The sequence below is a fragment of the Pseudomonas sp. B21-048 genome (genome assembly GCF_024748615.1).
GTDB lineage: Bacteria > Pseudomonadota > Gammaproteobacteria > Pseudomonadales > Pseudomonadaceae > Aquipseudomonas.
Map to the genome: position 1 here is coordinate 1902959 of NZ_CP087168.1, position 20896 is coordinate 1923854.

Here is a 20896-nt window from a genome sequence, read left to right on the forward strand (position 1 = left end):
ACTCTACTTACCGCTTGTAGCTTGAAACTTGCCGTTCAACTGCTCATCACCTCTGGAAAGGCTATACACATAAGCCGCGAGCAGTTGCACCTTATCGTTGCCGAGCAATTCGTTCTGCGCCGGCATATGGCCCTGGCGGCCATGACGAATGGTTTGTTGCAGTTGCGCCAGGCTTGTACCGTAGATAAATCCGGCCGGTTGCGTCAGATTCGGCGCCCCCATGGCTTCAGTGCCCTGGCCGTTTGCCCCATGACAGGCCACGCAGGTGCTGCTGAACGCTTGCTGTCCAGCGTGCAGATCAGCTGTGCTGCCTTCCGGCAAGGGCAGGCCGGCCAGTTCATGACGCACATAGGCTGCAACGTTCTTCACACCAGCATCGCCGAGGATTTGACCCCAGGCCGGCATCGCGGCCATGCGACCACCCATGATGGTCGTTTTGATCATGTCGGTATCGCCGCCCCAGCGCCAATTGCTGTCGGCCAGGTTAGGGAAGCCGAACGCGCCCTTGGCATCCGACCCGTGGCACACCGAGCAATTGGATGCAAACAGACGACCACCCATTTTCAGCGCTAGCGGGTCCTTGGCCACTTCTTCGATGGGCATGGCAGCGAATTTGGCGAAGATCGGCCCGAACTTCGCGTCAGCCTTGTTCATCTCCTTTTCCCATTCGTGGACGCCGGTCCAGCCGTTCTCGTAACCGGGCAGGATGCCTTTCCAGTTGCCCAGGCCCGGGTAAAGCACCAGATAACCAACGGCAAACACCAAGGTCCCGGCGAACAGCATGAACCACCACTGCGGCAGCGGGTTGTCGTACTCCTCGATGCCGTCGAAGCTGTGGCCCATGGTCTGGTCGGTGCTGCCCTTGGTTTCTCCTCGGCGCGTACCGATCAGTAGCCAGGTCAGGCCGATCAGGCTGCCGATGGTCAGTACGCAGATCCACGTACTCCAGAAGGTGGTCATGGCTGGGTACTCCTTGTGGCGGATTCTTGTTGGGTGCTGTTTTCGGATGGCGGCTCGTCGGCGAATGGCAGCAGGCGCGCTTCGGCGAACTCCGGATTGCGCTTGCTGTTGAACACCCACAGCGTCAGGCCGACGAAGGCCACGAACACCACGACCGTGCCTAAGCCTCGGATCATTCCACCGCTTATTTCGCTGACTATTTCAAAGGGCATGGACATGGCTCACCTCTTGCTCTTGATGGCAGTGCCGAGCACTTGCAGGTAGGCGACCAGCGCGTCCATTTCGGTTTTGCCCTGGAGCGAGGCTGTGGCACCGGAGATGTCTTCGTCGGTGTACGGCACGCCGAGGGTGCGCATGGCGCGGATCTTGGTTTCGGTGTGGCTGCTGTCGACCTGATTGGCCACTAGCCATGGGTAGGCCGGCATCTTCGATTCCGGCACCACGTTGCGCGGGTTGTACAAGTGCGCGCGGTGCCAGTCTTCGGAGTAGCGACCGCCTACTCGGGCCAGGTCAGGTCCGGTTCGTTTCGAACCCCAGAGGAACGGATGATCCCAGACACTTTCCCCGGCCACCGAGTAGTGGCCATAGCGCTCGGTCTCGGCGCGGAACGGGCGGATCATTTGCGAATGGCAACCGACGCAGCCTTCGCGGATGTAAATGTCACGACCTTCCAGTTGCAGCGCGGTGTAGGGCTTCATGCCTTCGACTGGCTTATTGGTCACGTCCTGAAAAAACAGCGGGACGATCTGGGTCAGGCCGCCGATGCTCACGGCGAATACCATCAGCAACATCAGCAGGCCGACGTTTTTCTCGATTGTTTCGTGTTTCATGGCGGCCTCCTCAGGCTATCTGCGCGGCAGCGGCGGCTTCGGCAGGCTGCGAGGCCCGCACGGTGCGCCAGGTGTTGTAAGCCATCAGGAACATGCCACTGAGGAAGACCACGCCGCCCACCAGTCGCACGACGAAGCCTGGGTGGCTGGCCACCAGGGTTTCGACGAAGGAATAAGTCAGCGTGCCGTCCTCGTTGACGGCGCGCCACATCAGGCCCTGGGCGATGCCGTTGACCCACATCGACGCGATGTACAGCACGGTGCCGATGGTTGCGAGCCAGAAGTGCGCGTTGATCAGACCGATGCTGTGCATCTGCGTACGGCCGAAGATTTTCGGGATCATATGGTACAGAGCGCCGATGGAAATCATCGCCACCCAGCCGAGCGCGCCGGCGTGAACGTGGCCGATGGTCCAGTCGGTGTAGTGGGAGAGGGCGTTCACTGTTTTGATCGCCATCATCGGCCCTTCGAAGGTCGACATGCCGTAGAACGCCAGCGACACCACGAGGAAACGCAGGATCGGGTCGCTGCGCAACTTATGCCACGCACCCGAGAGCGTCATCATCCCGTTGATCATCCCGCCCCAGCTTGGCGCCAGCAGGATCAGCGACATCACCATGCCCAACGACTGTGCCCAGTCCGGCAGTGCGGTGTAGTGCAAGTGGTGCGGGCCGGCCCAGATGTACAGGGTGATCAGCGCCCAGAAGTGAACGATGGACAAGCGATAGGAATACACCGGACGCTCGGCCTGTTTCGGCACGAAGTAGTACATCATCCCGAGGAAACCGGCGGTGAGGAAAAAGCCTACGGCGTTGTGACCGTACCACCATTGCACCATGGCGTCGGTTGCGCCGGCGTATAGGGAATAGGACTTGGTGAAACTCACCGGCAATTCCAGGTTGTTGACGATGTGCAAGATCGCCACGGTGATGATGAAGCCACCGAAGAACCAGTTACCGACGTAGATGTGTTTGGTCTTGCGCTGCATGATCGTGCCGAAGAACACGACGGCATAGGCCACCCAGACGATGGTGATCAGGATGTCGATCGGCCATTCCAGCTCGGCGTATTCCTTGGAACTGGTGTAACCCAGTGGCAGGCTGATGGCCGCCAACAGAATCACAAGCTGCCAGCCCCAGAAGCAGAACGCGGCGATTTTCGGCGCAAACAATCGGGTCTGGCAGGTGCGTTGTACTGAATAGAAGGAACTGGCGAACAGGGCGCAACCGCCGAAAGCGAAGATTACCGCGTTGGTGTGCAGCGGACGCAGACGGCCGAAGCTGGTCCATGGCAGGTTGAAGTTGAGTTCAGGCCAGACCAATTGAGCGGCGAGAAAAACCCCGAGCCCCATGCCGACGATGCCCCACACCACCGTCATAATGGCGAATTGGCGGACCACCTTGTAGTTGTAGGCGGTACTGATAGAAGTGTTCATGGTTCCCCATCCACGGTTCAGCCGAAGTGAGCACGTTTGCGCAAGGCAACGCTCCCTTCGCCTGGAGTTATAGGCAGACTAAAAGCGAGGCAAGCATGGACAAACAGCACAAGGCCAGTATTGACGGGGATCAATGGGCGCAGTGCGTGCGCGATCATGGATGGTTGTGGAATGCCGCCACGGCGCCGGCCTCGGCGACGCTGATTCTTGCTCACGGTGCCGGTGCGCCGATGGACAGCGGCTGGATGAGCGACATGGCTGCACGCCTTGCCGCACAAGGGGTCAACGTGTTGCGTTTCGAGTTTCCTTACATGGTGCAGCGGCGTATCGATGGCGGTAAACGCCCCCCGAACCCGGCGCCCAAATTGCAGGCGTGCTGGCGTGAGGTGTATGCCGTGGTGCGACGCCATGTCGCTGGGCGCCTGGCCATTGGCGGCAAGTCCATGGGCGGGCGGATGGCGAGTTTGTTGGCGGATGAGTTGGGCGCGGATGCACTGGTGTGTCTGGGGTATCCGTTTTATGCGGTGGGCAAACCGCAGAAGCCGCGGGTCGAGCATCTGGCGGCGCTGAAGACTCGCACGTTGATTGTGCAGGGTGAACGGGATGCGCTGGGTAATCGGTCGGCTGTCGAGGCTTATAACTTGGCGCCGAGTATCGAGGTGTTTTGGTTGGTGGCGGCGGACCATGACTTGAAGCCGTTGAAGGCTTCGGGGTTTACGCATGAGCAGCATTTGGGGGCTGCGGCGGGCAGGGTGACTACGTTTCTAGGTCAGTGATCGTTCCCACGCGCAGCAAAGGAATGCCTCAATGGACGCTCTGCGTCCGCTGTTGGGACGCGGAGCGTCCCGGGCTGCATTCCCACGCGGAGCGTGGGAACGATCAGGGGGCAACAATCAACGATTAAACCGCTCCACCAACGAATACTGGGTATTCGCCGTCTTGGTCAGTTCTTCACTCAACAGCGCCGAATGCTGTGCCTGTTCCGAAGTCTGGTCAGCCAGTTGCGAGATGTTGCTGATGTTGCGGCTGATTTCTTCGGCCACTGCACTTTGCTCTTCGGTAGCGGCAGCGATCTGGGTGGTCATGTCGGTGATGTTGGCCACCGCTTCACTGATCCCCACCAGTGCCTGGTCCGCTTCCAACACCCGTGCCACACCTTCTTCGGCCTGGCGATGACCAGTCTCCATGGTTTGCACCGCCGAGCTGGCGGTTTGTTGCAGCTTGGCGATCAAGGTATGGATCTGCCCGGTGGACTCACTGGTGCGTTGCGCCAATTGCCGCACTTCGTCGGCCACGACCGCAAAACCACGGCCCATCTCACCGGCGCGAGCCGCTTCAATCGCCGCGTTCAAGGCCAGCAGGTTGGTCTGGTCAGCGATGCCTTTGATCACATCGACCACGCCGCCGATTTCGTCGCTGTCCTTGGCCAGTTGCGTAACGGTCAGGCCGGTTTCACCGACCACCACCGACAGGCGCTGAATGGCTTCGCGGGTTTCCCCGGCGATGTCGCGACCGCGGCCGGTCAGGCGATTGGCTTCCTGAGTGGCGTCGGCGGTGCGCTGCACATGGCTGGCGACTTCCTGGGTGGTGGCGGCCATCTGATTCACAGCGGTCGCCACTTGCTCGGTTTCGACGCGTTGACGTTCCAGGCCAGTGGAGCTGTCGTGGGCAAGGGTGTCGGACTGTTTCGCTTGTTCGGTCAGGTGTTCGGCAGTGTCCTGCAAACGGGTCAAGCAGGTTTTCAGGCGTGCTTCCTGGCTGAGGATTGACATCTCCAGGCGTGCCTGGGCACCACGGCTGTCGGTGTACATCTGTGCGATCAGCGGGTCGGACGTGGTCTGTTCGGCCAGGCGCAGCAAACGCTTGATACCGCGCTGTTGCCAGCTCAAGCCCATCAAGCCCAACGGCACCGAAAGGCCGGCGGCGAGGGCGAAGCCCCATTGGGACGTCAGGGTGGCACCGATCATGAAGCTCAACTGGCTGACCAGAATGAAGGGCAGCCAGTCTTGAAACACCGGCAGCCATTTGTCTGTAGAGGGGACCGCAGACTTGCCCTGGTTGATGCGTTGGTAAAGCGTTTCGGCGCGACGAATCTGTTCGGCGGTGGGTTTGACCCGCACCGACTCGTAACCGATCACCTGATTGCCGTCGAACATCGGTGTGACATAGGCGTTAACCCAATAGTGGTCACCGTTTTTGCAGCGATTCTTGACAATGCCCATCCATGGCAAGCCTTGTTTCAGTGTGCCCCACATATGGGCGAACACCGCAGCCGGGACGTCGGGGTGACGGACCAGATTATGCGGCGCACGGATGAGTTCCTCGCGACTAAACCCGCTGATTTCGATGAAAGCGTCATTGCAATAGATGATCACGCCCTTGGCATCGGTGGTGGAAATCAACCGTTGCTGAGCCGGGAAGGTCCGTTCGCGTTGTGTAATGGGCTGGTTGTTACGCATGGCTATTTCAATCCGCAAGGCTTTGTGTGTGTATCGGCATTGCCAGGCATTTATTGAAGCGTTTTTTCAATAATCAGTGACAGGTCGCAAAACGACCGTTACGTCAGCCGGCGAGCATCGGATAAGTGAACAGCCCGAAATGCAGCAGATTCAAACCAAAATGGGTGGCGATGGCCGCGCCCAACCCGCCAAAACGGTAGGCCAGGCCATAACCGACACCCGCCAGACTCGCCAGCAATACCCATTGCCAACCGGCACCCAGATGAACGAGGCCGAACAACATAGAGGCGATTAGCAAGGCGAGATTTTCCCCATAAGGCCAGTGTTCGAATTGCTGGCTCAGGCCGCCCTGGATATAGCCGCGAAACAACGCTTCTTCCACCAGCGTCACCAGCAACAAGTTATTCAGCACCCACAACCAGGACTGATCTGGCCATTTAGGTGCCCAACTGATCACGCCCAGCAACAGCGCGCCACCCAAGGCCAGTACGGCACTCACGGTCAGGGCGAGGGCGGTGGCATAAACGGACAGTCGCAACGAGCGCCGGCCGACAATCCACGGGCAAACCAGCAACAGCCAGAAACCGATCAGCGGTTTGTCCTGATTCAGGTACATGGCAAACGGCGCGGCATCGTCGGTGAAACGTTGGGGATCAATGGCGCGACCGTTGTAGAAACCGGGAAGCCAGTGCATTGCCAGCGCCACCGCCAGGATGATGAACAAACCGTGGCCGAGGTAGCGGCCAATGGGAACCTGTTGCTGGCGAACGGCGAAACCGGCGGACAGCAGCAAGGCAAAAGAGATAGCGGCGAGCCAGCTGAGTTGGCCGTAGATCAAAGCCAGGCCGTAACCAATGGAGAGAAGTGCCAGATAAGTCCATGGCAGTGCGATCATGTGGAGTCCTTTTGAGCGGAGGAGCCTATTCGGGCGCCAGGATCGCAGCCTTCGGCAGCTCAGGGGGAATGCAATCCAATGGAGCTGCCGAAGGCTGCGATCTTTTTGGGCGCGCGCGATTATAGAGACGTGCGCCATACAAACAAAAACACCGCCCGAAGGCGGTGTCGTTGTCGGCAGGCTGTTACGAGGCAATCAATTGCCGCAACACGTAATGCAAAATCCCTCCGGCCTTGAAGTACTCCACCTCGTTGAGGGTATCGATCCGGCACAACACCTCAATCTTTTCCTTACTGCTGTCTTCTCGGGTGACAACCAGCGTCAGGTTCATCCGCGGAGTCAGTTCGACGCCCGTCAGGCCAAGGATGTCCAGGGTTTCCTTGCCGGTGAGGTTCAGGCTCTTGCGGTTCTGATCCAACTTGAACTGCAACGGCAACACGCCCATGCCGACCAGGTTGGAACGGTGAATCCGCTCGAAGCTTTCCGCGATGACCGCTTTAACCCCCAGCAGATTGGTGCCCTTGGCCGCCCAGTCGCGGCTCGAACCGGTGCCGTATTCTTGCCCGGCGATCACCACCAGCGGCGTGCCTGATGCCTGGTAACGCATGGCCGCGTCGTAGATCGGCAGCTTTTCTCCGGTCGGAATGTAAATCGTGTTGCCGCCTTCTTCGCCGCCAAGCATCTCGTTGCGAATCCGGATGTTGGCAAACGTGCCACGCATCATCACTTGATGATTGCCGCGGCGCGAGCCGTAGGAGTTGAAGTCCCGCGGTTCCACCCCTTGCTCGCGCAGGTAATGGCCGGCAGGGCTGTCAGCCTTGATGTTGCCGGCCGGGGAGATGTGGTCGGTGGTCACCGAATCACCGAGCAGCGCGAGGACTTTCGCTCCTTCGACGTCCTTGACCACCGGCGCAGGGCCGCCGATGTCATCGAAGAATGGCGGATGCTGGATATACGTCGAATCGTTGTTCCAGACATAAGTCGCCGCCTGCGGCACTTCGATCGCCTGCCACTGCTCGTCGCCGGCAAACACTTCGGCGTACTCCTTGTGGAACATCGCGGTGTTCACCTGAGTCACGGCGTCGGCGATTTCTTTAGTGCTCGGCCAAATGTCTCGCAGATAAACCGGGTGGCCGTCCTTGTCGTTGCCCAAGGGTTCGCTGCTGATGTCGATGCGCACCGTGCCGGCCAACGCATAGGCGACGACCAGGGGCGGGGAGGCCAGCCAGTTGGTTTTCACCAGCGGATGCACGCGACCTTCAAAGTTGCGGTTGCCCGAGAGCACCGAGGCGACGGTCAGGTCGGCTTTCTGAATGGCTTTTTCGATCGGCTCCGGCAACGGTCCGGAGTTGCCGATGCAGGTGGTGCAGCCATAACCGACTAGCGCAAAACCGAGCTCATCAAGGTATTGGGTCAGGCCTGCAGCCTTGTAGTAGTCGGTGACCACTTTCGAGCCAGGGGCCAGCGAACTCTTGACCCACGGTTTGCGTTTGAGGCCTTTCTCCACGGCTTTCTTCGCCACCAGCCCGGCCGCCATCATCACGCTGGGGTTGGAGGTGTTGGTGCAGGAGGTGATCGCGGCAATCACCACCGCGCCGTTTTTCAGCCGATACGTGCGGCCTTCGTGGTCGTAGTCCGTTTCACCGATCAGATCGGCGTTGCCCACCGCGACGCCACCGCCGCCCTCACTTTCGAGGCGACTCTCTTCCTTGGTGGAGGGTTTGAATTGCAGGCCGAGAAAGTCAGTGAACGCTTGCGCGACGTTCGGCAACGAGACGCGGTCCTGCGGGCGTTTTGGCCCGGCGAGGCTGGCTTCGACGCTGCCCATGTCCAGGGCCAGGCTGTCGGTGAACACCGGCTCCTTGCCGGGCAGGCGCCACAGGCCCTGGATCTTGCTGTAGGCCTCCACCAGTTTCACGGTTTCCGGCGTGCGGCCGGACAGGCGCAAGTACTCCAGTGTCACGTCATCCACCGGGAAGAAGCCGCAGGTGGCGCCGTATTCCGGGGCCATGTTGGCGATGGTCGCACGGTCGGCCAGCGGCAGGTCGGCGAGGCCGTCGCCGTAGAACTCGACGAATTTTCCGACCACCCCTTTTTGGCGCAGCATCTGGGTCACCGTCAGCACCAGGTCGGTGGCGGTGATGCCTTCCTTGAGCTTGCCGGTGAGTTTGAAACCGATCACTTCCGGGATCAGCATCGACACTGGTTGGCCAAGCATCGCCGCTTCCGCTTCGATCCCGCCCACGCCCCAGCCGAGTACGCCGAGGCCGTTGATCATGGTGGTGTGAGAGTCGGTGCCAACCAAGGTGTCCGGGAAAGCATACGTGCGACCGTCCTCGTCCTTGGTCCAGACTGTACGGCCCAGGTACTCAAGGTTGACCTGGTGGCAAATGCCGGTGCCCGGTGGCACCACGCAGAAATTGTCGAAGGCACGCTGGCCCCAGCGCAGGAAGGCGTAACGCTCGTGGTTGCGCTGCATTTCGATGTCGACGTTCTGTTCGAAGGCGCTTGAACTGGCGTACTTGTCGACCATCACCGAGTGGTCGATCACCAGGTCCACCGGTGACAGCGGATTGATTCGCTGCGGGTCGCCACCAGCCTTGGCCATGGCGGCGCGCATGGCAGCCAGGTCGACCACGGCGGGGACGCCGGTAAAGTCCTGCATTAACACCCGCGCGGGCCGGTACTGGATTTCGCGATCGGAGCGACGCTCCTTGAGCCAGGCGGCAATCGCCTTGAGGTCGGCGCCGGTAACGGTTTTCTCGTCCTCCCAGCGCAGCAGATTTTCCAGCAGTACTTTCAGCGACATCGGCAGCTTGTCGAGATCGCCCAGGCTTTTGGCGGCTTCGGGCAGGCTGAAATAGTGGTAGGTCTTGTCGTCGACTTGTAAGGTTTTAAGGGTTTTCAGGCTATCGAGGGACGGCATTGAAATATCTCCTTTGGGTCCGCACGGCTACGGACTGGCGGGACAGACAGAGCTCTTAACCTAGCCCTGTTTAGACGTTAAGGCTAATAACTGGACTCTATGGACAAGTCCACGGTTCCGATCTCGGCTATCATGCGCCGGTTTTCGTGACAGGCTTTGCTTCAACGCAAGTCTGGGCATCGCGCAGTGGCTGAATTCTTCGCCAACTGCCCAGGAGTAAAAATGAACACCCTCTTTATGCATTGCCGGCCGGGCTTCGAAGGCGAAGTCTGTTCCGAGATTTCCGAACATGCCGCGCGGCTGAACGTGGCCGGTTATGCCAAGGCCAAAACCGCCAGCGCCTGCGCCGAATTTATCTGCACCGAAGAAGACGGCGCCGAGCGCTTGATGCGTGGTCAGCGTTTCGCCGACCTGATCTTTCCGCGTCAGTGGGCCCGTGGGATCTTTATTGATCTGCCGGAAACCGACCGCATCAGCGTGATTCTTGCGCACATGGCGGACTTCCCGCTGTGCGGCAGCCTGTGGCTGGAAATGGTCGACACCAACGATGGCAAAGAGCTGTCGAACTTCTGCAAGAAATTCGAAGGCCACCTGCGCAAGGCGCTGATGGCCGCCGGCAAACTGGTGGAAGACGCCCACAAGCCGCGGCTGCTGCTGACCTTCAAGAGTGGTCGCGAAGTGTTTATGGGCCTGGCCGAATCGAACAATTCGGCGATGTGGCCGATGGGTATTCCACGCCTGAAATTCCCGCGTGAAGCGCCGAGCCGTTCGACCCTCAAGCTGGAAGAGGCCTGGCACCATTTCATCCCGCGCGATCAGTGGGACGAGCGCCTGCACAGCGACATGACCGGTGTCGACCTCGGCGCTGCACCCGGTGGCTGGACCTGGCAACTGGTCAACCGCGGCATGCTGGTGACCGCCATCGACAACGGTCCGATGGCCGAAAGCCTGATGGACACCGGTTTGGTGCAGCATTTGATGGCTGACGGTTTCACCTTCAAGCCCAAGCAGCCGGTGGACTGGATGGTCTGCGACATCGTCGAGAAACCGGCGCGCAACGCGGCGATGCTGGAAGAATGGATTGGCGAGGGGCATTGCCGCGAAGCGGTGGTCAACCTCAAGCTGCCGATGAAACAGCGTTATGCCGAAGTGAAACGCTTGCTGGAACGTATTGCCGACGGGTTCAAGGCACGGGGCATTCGGGTCGAGATCGGCTGCAAGCAGCTGTATCACGACCGTGAGGAAGTGACCTGCCATTTGCGCCGATTGGACGTGAAGAAACCCAAGTCCCGCTGACTTTGTGTGCCGATCGTTCCCATGCTCTGCGTGGGAACGCCGCCGGGGACGCTCCGCGTTCCGCCTTTGGATGTGACGCAGAGCGTCACGGGATGCATTCCCACGCAGAGCGTGGGAACGATCAGCTGTCAGTGACTAGACACCCGGCAATGCGCGACAATGCCGGCAAGTTTCAGGAGTAAATCATGAGTGAAATGATCGATACGCCGGTAGACGGCACCCTCGACGCCACCGGCCTCAATTGCCCGGAACCGGTGATGATGCTGCACCAGCACATCCGTGACCTGGCGCCCGGCGGCCTGCTGAAGGTGATCGCCACTGACCCGTCGACCCGTCGCGACATCCCCAAGTTTTGCGTTTTTCTCGACCATGAACTGGTCGCGCAGCATGAAGAGGCAGGCACCTACCTCTACTGGATTCGCAAAAAACTCGCTTAACCCGCCGAATGACTGATGCGGATCCGCTTGCGTGCACTGCGCGTCAGGCGGATCGACAGCATCAGCGCCGCGCAACTCAAGCCGACGATCAAACCTTGCCACAACCCGCTCGGGCCGCTCGGCGCACCGAGCCAGTCGGTCAGGCCCAGGGCGTAACCCACCGGCAAACCAATCCCCCAGTACGCGAACAGGGTCAGGATCATCGTCACCCGCGTGTCCTGATAACCCCGCAGTGCGCCCGCCGCCGTTACCTGAATCGCATCGGAAAACTGGAACAGGGCCGAATACACGATCAGCATCGCGGCCACCTGAATCACCGTTGGGTCGGCGGTGTAAATTGCAGCGATGGGCTCACGCAGCAACAGCATCATGCTCGCCGACAGGCACGCATAAGTCAGGGCGGTGCCCATGCCGACACCGGCGGCGAAGCGGGCTTCGCGCGGTTCCTCACGGCCGAGTGCCTGGCCGACCCGCACGGTCACGGCCATGCCGAGGGAGTAGGGGATCATGAACACCAGCGAGCTGAAGTTCAGTGCGATCTGGTGCCCGGCGACCACGGTGGCGCCGAGGCTGCCGATCAGCAGGGCGATCACGGCGAAGATGCTCGACTCGGCGAACACCGCAATGCCGATCGGCAGGCCGATGCCCAGCAGACGCTTGATCACCGACCACTGGGGCCAGTCGAAACGGCTGAACAACTGGCTCGACTGATAGGCCGGCGCCCAGCGCTCCCACCCGGCCATCCCCAACGCCATCACCCACATCACGACCGCCGTGGCCCAGCCGCAGCCGACACCGCCCATGGCCGGCACACCCAAGTGGCCATAGATGAAGATGTAGTTCAGTGGAATATTCAGCGCCAGCCCGCACAGACCAAGGACCATCGCCGGGCGCGTGCGACCCAGACCATCGCTGAAGCAGCGCAGCACGTGATAGAGCGCGACGGCAGGCAGGCCGCTGGCGATGCCGTGCAGATACTGCATGCACGGGCCGATCAGCTCGGGATCGACCTTCATGATGTGCAGGATCGGTTCGGCGCTGAACAGCATGCCGGTCGCCATCAACCCCACCACCAGCGCCAGCCACAACGCCTGACGCACGATCGGGCCAATCTCGCTGTGCGTGCCGGCGCCGAAGCGCTGGGCGACTTTTGGGGTGGTGGCCAGCAGGGTGCCGGTCATCAGCAGAAACACCGGTACCCAGATCGAGTTGCCCAGCGCGACGGCCGCCAAATCCCGAGGCCCGACACGTCCGGCCATCACCGCATCGACGAAGCCCATGGCGGTGGTCGCCAGTTGCGCGATCATGATCGGCAACGCCAGGCCGAGCAGGTTTTTCAGCTCCAGGCGAACCCGGGCCGGGCGGTTGAGGGAAATAGCGGCGGGGCGGTCAGTCACGGAGTTCAAGGGCGAAACGTCCAAAAGGTTTTGATGCGCGAGGCGGCGCATTCTACGCCTTGACGCAGTGGTCAGGAAAAATCCTGTGTTAGGGATTTGTAATCGGTTTTGGACGTTACGACAGGTCAAGTGGTGGTGCCCTTGCATCTGAGGTGAACAATGCCTGCTGGCCCATCACCTCCATCTGCGCCTAAACTGCCGGTCCGCCAAAGGAGCCTGCCATGCTGATTGTTGCCGACGAAAATATCCCGCTGCTCGATGCCTTCTTCGCAGGGTTCGGTGAAATCCGCCGGGTGCCGGGACGTGCCATCGACCGCGCCACTGTCGAGCAGGCCGATGTGCTGCTGGTGCGTTCGGTGACCAACGTCAACCGCGCATTGCTCGAAGGCAGCAAGGTGCGCTTCGTCGGCACCTGCACCATCGGCACCGATCACCTGGATCTGGGTTACTTTCAACAGGCCGGCATCACCTGGTCCAGCGCGCCAGGCTGCAATGCCCGGGGTGTGGTCGATTACGTTCTGGGTAGCCTGCTGACCCTGGCCGAAATCGAAGGTGCCGACCTGACTCAACGCACTTACGGCGTGGTCGGTGCAGGCGAAGTGGGCGGGAGGCTGGTCAAGGTTCTGCAAGGCCTGGGCTGGAACGTATTGGTCTGCGATCCACCACGGCAAGCCGCTGAAGGGGGCGATTACGTCAGCCTCGACCAAATCATTTTGCAATGCGACGTTATCAGTTTGCACACTCCGCTGGACAAGCAAGGCCCTCAGTCGACCTGGCATCTGTTCGATAAAAACCGTTTGAACCAACTTAAGCCGGGCACCTGGCTGATCAACGCCAGTCGTGGCCCGGTGATTGACAACACCGCTCTGCGCCAGGTGCTGTTGCAGCGTGAAGATCTGCAAGCGGTGCTGGATGTCTGGGAGGCTGAGCCCGAGGTCGATGTGGCACTGGCCGAGTTGTGTGTGCTGGCGACGCCGCACATTGCCGGTTATAGCCTGGACGGCAAACAGCGTGGGACGGCGCAGATCTATCAGGCGTTTTGCGAGTTCCTTGGGCAACCGGAACAGGTTCACCTGAGCGACTTGCTGCCAGCGCCGTGGTTGTCGGGAGTGACGTTGAACGCCGACAGCGATCCGGCCTGGGCACTGGCGATGTTGTGCCGTGGCGTGTACGACCCACGCCGTGACGACGCGGATTTCCGTCGCAGCCTTGTCGGCAACGTGAACGAGCAGCGTGCGGCGTTCGATGCACTACGCAAGCATTACCCGCTGCGGCGTGAGATTGATGGGTTGAAGGTGCGGATCGAGGGGGATTCGCCAGCGTTGCAGCGGATCGTGGCGGCGTTGGGGGCAACGGGGGTGTACGGGATTCTGTGTAAACGGCGTTGCTGTTAATCCTGCAAAAGCCGGTCTTCGAACTGGATACTGAACCGGTTCAAGGCCCCCGCCCAGTCCCTGATTGGCATTGTCCACTTCTTGCTGATGTTATTCAGCGCCAGATAAAAGAGCTTCATAACCGCGTCATCAGTCGGGAATGAGGCTCTGCTTTTGGTGACCTTGCGCAAGCTCATGTTGATCGACTCGATGGCGTTGGTGGTATAGATCACCGTCCGTATCTCAGGTGGATAATCGAATAGAGGTATGACCCTCGCCCAGTTTTTGCGCCATGACTGGCTGATCAGAGGGTATCGATCATCCCATTTGGCCTCGAAATCGGTCAGCTTTTGCTCGGCCATTTCAACCGTCGTCGAGCGGTAAATAAGCTTGAGGTCGGCAGCGGCTTCGCGTTGATGCTTCCACGATACGAACTTCAAGCTGTTGCGCACCATATGCACGATGCACAGTTGAACCGAGGCTTGCGGATAGACCACTTCGATCGCCTCAGGAAAGCCCTTGAGCCCATCCACGCAGGCGATAAAGATGTCTTTTACCCCGCGTGTTTTAAGCTCTGTGACTACTTGCAGCCAGAATTTGGCACCTTCAGTCTGTGCGATCCACAATCCTAGAACTTCTTTTCGACCGTCCATATTGACGCCAATGGCCAAGTAAACCGCCTTGGTTCTGACCGCGCCACTGTCGCGCACTTTGACGTGAATGCAATCGAGGTAGAGGATCGGATAGAGCTCGTCCAGAGGACGCGATTGCCAGACTTTGACCTCTTCGCTAACGGCGTCGGTAATCGCCGAGATGAGGCTAGGAGAGACCTCTGTGCCGTACATCTCCTGCAGGTGCCCCTGAATTTCCCGAACAGTCATCCCTCGGGCGTACAGCGAAATGACCTTGTCATCGAAGCCGGTCCAACGCGTCTGGTGCTTGGAAACTAGCTGGGGCTCGAACATTCCCTGGCGATCACGGGGAATCTCCAGCGGTAGCTCGCCAAAGTCGCCCTTGAGCGTCTTACCGCTATGGCCGTTGCGAGCATTTCCTTCGGCATTGGTAACGGCTGCGCTTTTGTCATGCCCCAGGTGCTCGGTCATTTCAGCTTCCAGCGCTCGTTCGACGAGCATCTTGGTGAGCTGCTTGAGCAGGCCATTTTCGCCGATCAGATCTTCGGGTTTTCGGTAGTTGGTCAACAGGCTGTCGGCCAGCTTTACCAGTTCAGGATCGGGTTTGACTCGTTTAGTGCGCTTGGGCTCGGTCATTGAGACTCCTTGGGAAAGGCAGTGTGCGCCTAATGACCGTTTACACAAACCTCAGGACACCCTCGGGGCAACCTCGGCTTAACGTACTGACCGGATCCCTACAAAGGCTACACAAAACCAGCACCCATAAAAAACCCGGCTAAAAGAGCCGGGTCAAGAAGACGGTGGCTATATCACTCTTGTTCGGCAGGCTTGACCAATCGCTTTTCCAGTTCGCGGCAAGCGTCCTGGATCATGTTTTCAGTGATCGGTACTTCGTGCCCATCCTTATCAATAATCGAGCAACCCAGAGACTGGTCTGGCTGCGTGCGAATCACTGGAATCTTGTCATCGCTGCTGTTTTGCAAGGACATGGCCTGTCTCCTCATCAGGTTGTGTGCTTACTGTAAAACCGCCAAGTGACCGGGCTGTGACAACTCCCTGCGATCTTTCAGGTCGGCATCCTCAGTCCATCAGAAATATGCTGACGTTTCCACCCGGACTTTAGACCAATAATCTCTAGCCACTAGTCTTGGCGGTCATAATTAACCTGACTCATTGTGATTTACAGCGTTCAATCCCATCGGTCGGTGTAGGCTTGATCGGGTCAAGGCCATTGGTTACACCTTCGGATGATCCTCATGCTCTCTTCCCGTCACCGCCGAGCCATTCGTCTGGCCAGCCGTTTCCTCGCGCCATATCGCTGGCCGGCCTTGGGTGCCTTGCTGGCGTTGATCGTCACTGCTGGCATCACCCTGTCCATGGGGCAGGGGATCCGCCTGTTGGTTGATCAGGGTTTCATGACCCAATCCCCGCATTTGCTCAACCGATCCATCGGCGTGTTCATGCTGCTGGTGATGGGGCTGGCGATTGGCACCTTTGCGCGTTTTTACCTGGTGTCGTGGATCGGCGAGCGCGTTGTCGCCGACATCCGCCGTCGGGTGTTCAACCATCTGGTCTACCTGCATCCGGGGTTCTATGAAGACAACCGCAGCTCCGAGATCCAGTCACGGTTGACCGCCGACACCACGCTGCTGCAATCGGTCATCGGCTCTTCGCTGTCGCTGTTCCTGCGTAATGGGCTGATGGTGATCGGCGGGATTGTCTTGCTGTTCATCACCAACCCCAAACTCACCAGCATCGTGGTGGTCGCGTTGCCGCTGGTGGTCGCGCCGATCCTGATTTTTGGTCGCCGGGTGCGCACCCTGTCGCGTCTGAGCCAGGACCGGATTGCCGATATCGGCAGCTATGTCTCCGAAACCCTGAGTCAGATCAAAACCGTGCAGGCCTACAACCATCAGGTTCAGGACGAGCAGCGTTTTGCCACGACCGTGGAAGAGGCTTTCAACACCGCCCGTAAGCGCATTTTCCAGCGGGCCTGGTTGATTACCCTGGTGATCCTGCTGGTGTTGGGCGCCGTCGGGGTGATGCTCTGGGTCGGCGGCATGGATGTCATCGCCGGACGGATTTCCGCGGGTGAGCTGGCTGCGTTTGTCTTTTACAGCCTGATTGTCGGCGGTGCCTTCGGCACGTTGAGTGAAGTGATCGGCGAACTGCAGCGAGCGGCGGGGGCGGCGGAGCGGATTGCCGAGTTGTTGCGTTCGGAAAACATCATCCAGCCACCGACCCAGGGCCTGGTGACTTTGCCTGAGCGGGTGAAGGGCGATCTGGTGCTGCAAGATGTGCGTTTTTCCTACCCGTCGCGTCCGCAAAGTTATGCCGTTGATGGTCTGAATCTGACGATCAACGCTGGCGAAACGCTTGCATTGGTAGGGCCGTCCGGTGCCGGCAAGTCGACAGTGTATGACCTGCTGTTGCGCTTTTACGACCCTATCGAAGGGCGCATCCTTCTGGACGGTGTGCCGCTGACCCAACTCGATCCTCTGGATCTGCGTCGCTGCTTCGCCCTCGTCTCGCAAACCCCTGCGCTGTTCTTCGGCAGCATCGAAGAGAACATTCGCTACGGCCGCCCGACGGCGACTTTGGCCCAGGTCCAGGAAGCCGCGAAAATCGCCTATGCCCACGACTTCATCGAGCAAATGCCCAGCGGCTACCAGACACACCTCGGCGACGCTGGTCTCGGTTTATCCGGCGGGCAACGCCAGCGCCTGGCCATCGCCCGGGCGCTGCTGGTGGACGCGCCGATCCTGCTACTGGACGAGGCCACCAGCGCCCTCGACGCCCAGAGCGAGCACCTGATCCAGCAAGCCCTGCCCAGCCTGATGAAAAATCGCACCACGCTGGTCATCGCCCACCGATTGGCCACGGTGAAAAACGCCGACAGGATCGCAGTGATGGACCAAGGGAAACTGGTGGCGGTGGGGACGCATCAGGAGTTGATTGCGAGTAATGCGTTGTATGCACGACTGGCAGCGTTGCAGTTCACTGACGGCAAAGCCGAAGCCGATCTGCGAGTGTAGGCACTGCCGGTTCGGGACGATTTTATCGATTCCATCAAAGTTCGAAAATGGCCACGAGGTTTGAATAAATGTGGCCGTCTTCGGGCATTATGTCGGCCTCAGTTGCGAGCCTGGATGAGGATATGAGCCGTTATCAACCACCGTTGACCCTGACCACAAGAATATTGGCGTTGATCGCTGAGATCAGTGAGCAGATTGGTCAGCTTTCGGCGATGGATGATCGTCGGCAGACGCCTCAACTACGCCGTAGTAATCTAATTCGTACGATTCAGGCTTCTTTGGCGATCGAGAACAACACCCTGAGCATTGAACAGGTGACTGCCGTTCTGGCAGGGCAGCGAGTGCTTGGCCTGCCACGAGAAATCCAGGAAGTACGTAACGCGTTTACAGCTTATGAATCCATGCCGCAGTGGCAGCCGAGCAGCCGGTCCGACCTGCTCCAGGCGCATGAGTTGCTGATGCGGGGATTGATTGACGACTGTGGGCAACTTCGTCGAGCCGGGGTGGGGATCTACCGTGGCGAGAAATTGGTTCATATGGCGCCGCCACCGAGTCGCGTTGGGCATTTGATGGATGATTTGCTGGCATGGCTCGCCGCTTCGGACTGGCATCCGTTGATCACTAGCTGTGTTTTCCACTACGAGTTTGAGTTCATCCATCCTTTCGCCGACGGTAATGGGCGTATGGGCCGCCTTTGGCAGACCTTGATACTCAGTCAATGGCGACCGGTGCTGGCTTATCTGCCGGTCGAAGCGGTAATTCGAGAGCAGCAGGACGATTATTATGCCGCATTATCGGCAGCCGACCAGTTGGCCGAATCAACTCCTTTTGTCGAGTTCATGCTGCAAGCGCTGAGCCTTGCCCTTCAGGAAGCCGCTAGGAGCGAGCCAGTAACCGACCTAGTAACCGACCCAGTAACCGACCAAGTAGCGAAATTGCTTTGGGCTCTCGATGGAAGCGGTCCGCTGAAGATCAGTGAGTTGATGACAGAGGTTGGATTGGCTCACAAGGCAACGTTTCGGGCTAACTATCTCAAACCGGCGTTAGCCGCCGATTTGATTGAAATGACAAACCCCGAGTCGCCCAATAGTCCGGCTCAAAGCTATCGCTTGACCGGACTTGGCAAGCAGACCGCGGCACGGTCAAGATCTGTGTAGGAGTTGCCGCAGGCTGCGATCTTTTGATCTTGCCTTGTGCTGCAAACAAAAATGCCCGCCTCGAAAGAGGCGGGCATTTTTTACAGTTGCGGAAAAGATCGCAGCCTGCGGCAGCGCCTACAGATCATTGATCGTCGAAATACCGTTCATGCCAATCCACCAACGGTTGTGGTGAGTTGAGCTTCTGGCCGTAGATCACCGAGTACGACAATACGTTCTGCACGTACTGACGGGTTTCGTCGAACGGGATGCTTTCCACCCACACATCGAAGCTCAGGTGATCGGCGCCACGCAGCCATTGACGTACGCGGCCGGGGCCGGCGTTGTAGGCGGCGGAGGCGAGGACGCGGTTGCCATTGAATTGGCTGTGGACCTGGCTCAGGTAAGCGGCACCGAGCTGGATGTTCTTGTCCGGATCGAACACTTGCTGCGGCGAAGCGAGGGGAATGCTGAACTTGCGCGCGGTTTCCTTGGCGGTGCCGGGCATCAGTTGCATCAGGCCGCTGGCACCGACGCCGGAGCGCGCGTCGGCCATGAAGGCGCTTTCCTGCCGGGTAATGGCGAATACCCAGCTCGAGTGCAGGCCACGAACCTTGGCTTCACGGACCAGGGTTTCGCGGTGGGCCATCGGGAAACGAATATCCAGGTCGTCCCAGTACTTCGCCTGACTGATGGTGCGGATCGCCGGGAAATACCATTTCAGGTCGTAAGCCAGTTTCGCCTGGGCAACCATTTCGTCACGGTTGAAGTGCCGGCTGACGTGATACCACTCGCGACGACCGTCGACGATCTGCCCGCGTGCATGGAATTCCAGGGCACGTCGTATGCCGGGGGTATTACGTACCTTGTTGATCAGTGCCTGACTGAGCACCAGCGGTTTGCTGTTCAGCGAATAGGATGATTGCGAACGATCGGCTGCCAGGAAACCGTAGAAATCGCGTTCGCGGGCCAGGTTCTTGTAAAGCGTCTGCGCTTGCGGGTTCTGCGGTTGCGCCAGCTCCAGGCTACGAGCCTGCCAGTAACGCCAACGATTGGTGGTAGCCAGATCCTGAGGTAAACGGCGGGTCAACTCATAGGCATCGTCCCAACGGGCCAGACGCAATAGCAGGCGCAAGCGCCATTCTGAAACCGTGTTGTCGCGCAGTTCCGGGTCGTATTTTGTCATTACATCCAGCGCGCGGCTGTCGAAACGCCGAGCGAGAGTCAGGCCGATTTCCCGGGCAATCGCGACTTTTTCGTCACGGGAAAAATGCATGCCGCTGGCATAGCCATCGAGCAGGTCCATGGCTTTGTCCGGATCCTGACGGGCCAGACGGCGCAGGCCGAGGCTGACAATATCGGACATGGGTTCGTCAGCGGGGATGAAACGCGACGGCTGATTGAGCAGCTCGGGTTTCTGCGCCACATCCACCAGCAGGCGACCGCGCGGGGCGAGGACCGTCAGGCCATTGATCAGGCTGTTGGCCAGCGCATAGTTGCGCGCATGGGCGGCGAGCTTGGTGCGCTCCCAGCGTTTCTGTTCAGTCAGTTGACCTTCGGCGGCCCACATGCCGAACAAACCGTCGCAAGCTTCGGGCTGGGTTTTGCCGCTCAGCCAAAGCTTTTCGGCGTTGGCATAGCCCTCGACCTTGCGGTTATGGCTGATCTGATATTGCGCGTTAAGGCAGTCCAGTTCGGTGAAATTGAGCTTGGGATCGTAATACTTGATGAAAGTCGCCCAATCGCCACGTTCGGCCAGCCAGCGCAACCAGCGCAATTTCATCCAGTTGGCTTGGGGCAGGTCACCGTGTTCAGCGAGGAATTTCTCGATTTCGGCGTTGCTTGCGGTTTTCAGGCGCGCGGTCAGTTCGTCATAGGCCAGGTAGGGTTCAAGCGGATAGTCGCTAAGCGCCTGGCTATAACGGAAATAAGGGCCGGTATCGCCCTTGGCCAGGGCGCGCTTGGCTTCATCGTAATACTGGCGTTGGGTGGACAGGTCCACCGCCTGGGCGGATTGAGCGGCAGCGGCGGTAAGAAGCAAACATGAAAAAAGATTGAAAAGGCGACTGCGCATGAGACGTCCGG

Annotated in this window: 17 protein-coding genes; 6 read left to right on the forward strand and 11 right to left on the reverse strand. The window is 59.4% G+C overall.

Translation table 11 applies throughout. The features are described 5' to 3' along the window. Window positions 1–3: 3 nt before the first annotated feature. From ccoP to ccoN, 4 genes are read right to left on the reverse strand one after another with little or no spacing between them, the layout of a single operon-like run. The gene (gene ccoP / locus LOY56_RS08710; RefSeq protein ID WP_258621069.1) at window positions 4–960 is read right to left on the reverse strand and encodes a cytochrome-c oxidase, cbb3-type subunit III; all 957 of its coding nucleotides are present in this window, start codon (window positions 958–960) and stop codon (window positions 4–6) included. Continuing rightward, a complete protein-coding gene (locus LOY56_RS08715; RefSeq protein ID WP_309474884.1) occupies window positions 957–1160 on the reverse strand; it encodes a CcoQ/FixQ family Cbb3-type cytochrome c oxidase assembly chaperone in 204 nt (67 codons plus the stop codon). The genes ccoP and LOY56_RS08715 overlap by 4 nt, the downstream gene beginning before the upstream one ends. Before the next feature lie 21 nt (window positions 1161–1181). Continuing rightward, window positions 1182–1790 carry a cytochrome-c oxidase, cbb3-type subunit II gene (gene ccoO, locus LOY56_RS08720; protein WP_258621072.1) on the reverse strand — a complete coding sequence of 203 codons (609 nt, stop codon included), beginning with the start codon at window positions 1788–1790 and terminating at the stop codon, window positions 1182–1184. 10 nt (window positions 1791–1800) lie between these two features. Beyond that, a complete protein-coding gene (gene ccoN / locus LOY56_RS08725; protein ID WP_258621074.1) occupies window positions 1801–3225 on the reverse strand; it encodes a cytochrome-c oxidase, cbb3-type subunit I in 1425 nt (474 codons plus the stop codon). A gap of 95 nt (window positions 3226–3320) precedes the next feature. On the opposite strand from ccoN, the gene LOY56_RS08730 reads away from it, so the two are divergent. Next, entirely contained in the window at window positions 3321–4001 is a 681-nt protein-coding gene (locus tag LOY56_RS08730; protein WP_258621075.1) for an alpha/beta family hydrolase, read from the forward strand. 117 nt (window positions 4002–4118) lie between these two features. Here the strand turns inward: LOY56_RS08730 and LOY56_RS08735 are convergent, their stop codons facing one another. From LOY56_RS08735 to acnA, 3 genes are all read right to left on the reverse strand, one after another. Further along, window positions 4119–5684: a PAS domain-containing methyl-accepting chemotaxis protein gene (locus LOY56_RS08735; RefSeq protein WP_258621076.1), complete on the reverse strand. Its 1566-nt coding sequence runs from the start codon at window positions 5682–5684 to the stop codon at window positions 4119–4121. 103 nt (window positions 5685–5787) lie between these two features. Beyond that, window positions 5788–6579 (reverse strand): CPBP family intramembrane glutamic endopeptidase, encoded by a 792-nt coding sequence (locus LOY56_RS08740; RefSeq protein WP_258621077.1) that lies wholly within the window; start codon window positions 6577–6579, stop codon window positions 5788–5790. A 184-nt stretch (window positions 6580–6763) separates the two neighbouring features. Next, a complete protein-coding gene (gene acnA, locus LOY56_RS08745) occupies window positions 6764–9505 on the reverse strand; it encodes an aconitate hydratase AcnA (RefSeq protein ID WP_258621079.1) in 2742 nt (913 codons plus the stop codon). A gap of 222 nt (window positions 9506–9727) precedes the next feature. Here acnA and rlmM point away from each other — a divergent pair, with 222 nt between their 5' ends. Continuing rightward, window positions 9728–10801 carry a 23S rRNA (cytidine(2498)-2'-O)-methyltransferase RlmM gene (rlmM, locus tag LOY56_RS08750; protein ID WP_258621080.1) on the forward strand — a complete coding sequence of 358 codons (1074 nt, stop codon included), beginning with the start codon at window positions 9728–9730 and terminating at the stop codon, window positions 10799–10801. A 185-nt stretch (window positions 10802–10986) separates the two neighbouring features. Then, window positions 10987–11238, forward strand: coding sequence for a sulfurtransferase TusA (gene tusA, locus LOY56_RS08755; RefSeq protein WP_095052036.1), 252 nt, complete (start codon window positions 10987–10989; stop codon window positions 11236–11238). Here tusA and LOY56_RS08760 read toward each other — a convergent pair. Continuing rightward, entirely contained in the window at window positions 11235–12644 is a 1410-nt protein-coding gene (locus tag LOY56_RS08760; protein ID WP_258621083.1) for an MATE family efflux transporter, read from the reverse strand. The genes tusA and LOY56_RS08760 overlap by 4 nt on opposite strands. Window positions 12645–12856: 212 nt before the next feature. On the opposite strand from LOY56_RS08760, the gene pdxB reads away from it, so the two are divergent. Next, on the forward strand, window positions 12857–14029 hold the full coding sequence (gene pdxB, locus LOY56_RS08765) for a 4-phosphoerythronate dehydrogenase PdxB (RefSeq protein ID WP_258621086.1): 1173 nt from the start codon (window positions 12857–12859) through the stop codon (window positions 14027–14029). On the opposite strand, the gene LOY56_RS08770 is transcribed toward pdxB, so the two are convergent. Then, window positions 14026–15276, reverse strand: coding sequence for an IS256 family transposase (locus LOY56_RS08770; RefSeq protein ID WP_258617963.1), 1251 nt, complete (start codon window positions 15274–15276; stop codon window positions 14026–14028). The two genes, pdxB and LOY56_RS08770, sit on opposite strands and share 4 nt — an antisense overlap. Window positions 15277–15449: 173 nt before the next feature. Then, window positions 15450–15629, reverse strand: a complete 180-nt coding sequence (locus LOY56_RS08775) for a PA1571 family protein (RefSeq protein ID WP_007907798.1) — start codon at window positions 15627–15629, stop codon at window positions 15450–15452. A gap of 258 nt (window positions 15630–15887) precedes the next feature. Here LOY56_RS08775 and LOY56_RS08780 point away from each other — a divergent pair, with 258 nt between their 5' ends. Together LOY56_RS08780 and LOY56_RS08785 are read left to right on the forward strand one after the other, a co-directional pair. Further along, entirely contained in the window at window positions 15888–17675 is a 1788-nt protein-coding gene (locus LOY56_RS08780; protein ID WP_258621088.1) for an ABC transporter transmembrane domain-containing protein, read from the forward strand. A 122-nt stretch (window positions 17676–17797) separates the two neighbouring features. Then, window positions 17798–18832 (forward strand): Fic family protein, encoded by a 1035-nt coding sequence (locus LOY56_RS08785; protein ID WP_258621090.1) that lies wholly within the window; start codon window positions 17798–17800, stop codon window positions 18830–18832. 124 nt (window positions 18833–18956) lie between these two features. On the opposite strand, the gene LOY56_RS08790 is transcribed toward LOY56_RS08785, so the two are convergent. After that, window positions 18957–20885 (reverse strand): transglycosylase SLT domain-containing protein, encoded by a 1929-nt coding sequence (locus LOY56_RS08790; protein WP_258621092.1) that lies wholly within the window; start codon window positions 20883–20885, stop codon window positions 18957–18959. Window positions 20886–20896: the final 11 nt, after the last annotated feature.

Bases quoted from the DNA above. Each gene is read 5' to 3' on its own strand.
- ccoN (WP_258621074.1), bottom strand. From the start codon at position 3,225: ATGAACACTTCTATCAGTACCGCCTACAACTACAAGGTGGTCCGCCAA.
- LOY56_RS08730 (WP_258621075.1), top strand. From the start codon at position 3,321: ATGGACAAACAGCACAAGGCCAGTATTGACGGGGATCAATGGGCGCAG.
- acnA (WP_258621079.1), bottom strand. From the start codon at position 9,505: ATGCCGTCCCTCGATAGCCTGAAAACCCTTAAAACCTTACAAGTCGAC.
- rlmM (WP_258621080.1), top strand. From the start codon at position 9,728: ATGAACACCCTCTTTATGCATTGCCGGCCGGGCTTCGAAGGCGAAGTC.
- ccoO (WP_258621072.1), bottom strand. From the start codon at position 1,790: ATGAAACACGAAACAATCGAGAAAAACGTCGGCCTGCTGATGTTGCTG.
- tusA (WP_095052036.1), top strand. From the start codon at position 10,987: ATGAGTGAAATGATCGATACGCCGGTAGACGGCACCCTCGACGCCACC.
- LOY56_RS08790 (WP_258621092.1), bottom strand. From the start codon at position 20,885: ATGCGCAGTCGCCTTTTCAATCTTTTTTCATGTTTGCTTCTTACCGCC.
- LOY56_RS08780 (WP_258621088.1), top strand. From the start codon at position 15,888: ATGATCCTCATGCTCTCTTCCCGTCACCGCCGAGCCATTCGTCTGGCC.
- pdxB (WP_258621086.1), top strand. From the start codon at position 12,857: ATGCTGATTGTTGCCGACGAAAATATCCCGCTGCTCGATGCCTTCTTC.
- LOY56_RS08740 (WP_258621077.1), bottom strand. From the start codon at position 6,579: ATGATCGCACTGCCATGGACTTATCTGGCACTTCTCTCCATTGGTTAC.
- ccoP (WP_258621069.1), bottom strand. From the start codon at position 960: ATGACCACCTTCTGGAGTACGTGGATCTGCGTACTGACCATCGGCAGC.
- LOY56_RS08775 (WP_007907798.1), bottom strand. From the start codon at position 15,629: ATGTCCTTGCAAAACAGCAGCGATGACAAGATTCCAGTGATTCGCACG.
- LOY56_RS08785 (WP_258621090.1), top strand. From the start codon at position 17,798: ATGAGCCGTTATCAACCACCGTTGACCCTGACCACAAGAATATTGGCG.
- LOY56_RS08770 (WP_258617963.1), bottom strand. From the start codon at position 15,276: ATGACCGAGCCCAAGCGCACTAAACGAGTCAAACCCGATCCTGAACTG.
- LOY56_RS08735 (WP_258621076.1), bottom strand. From the start codon at position 5,684: ATGCGTAACAACCAGCCCATTACACAACGCGAACGGACCTTCCCGGCT.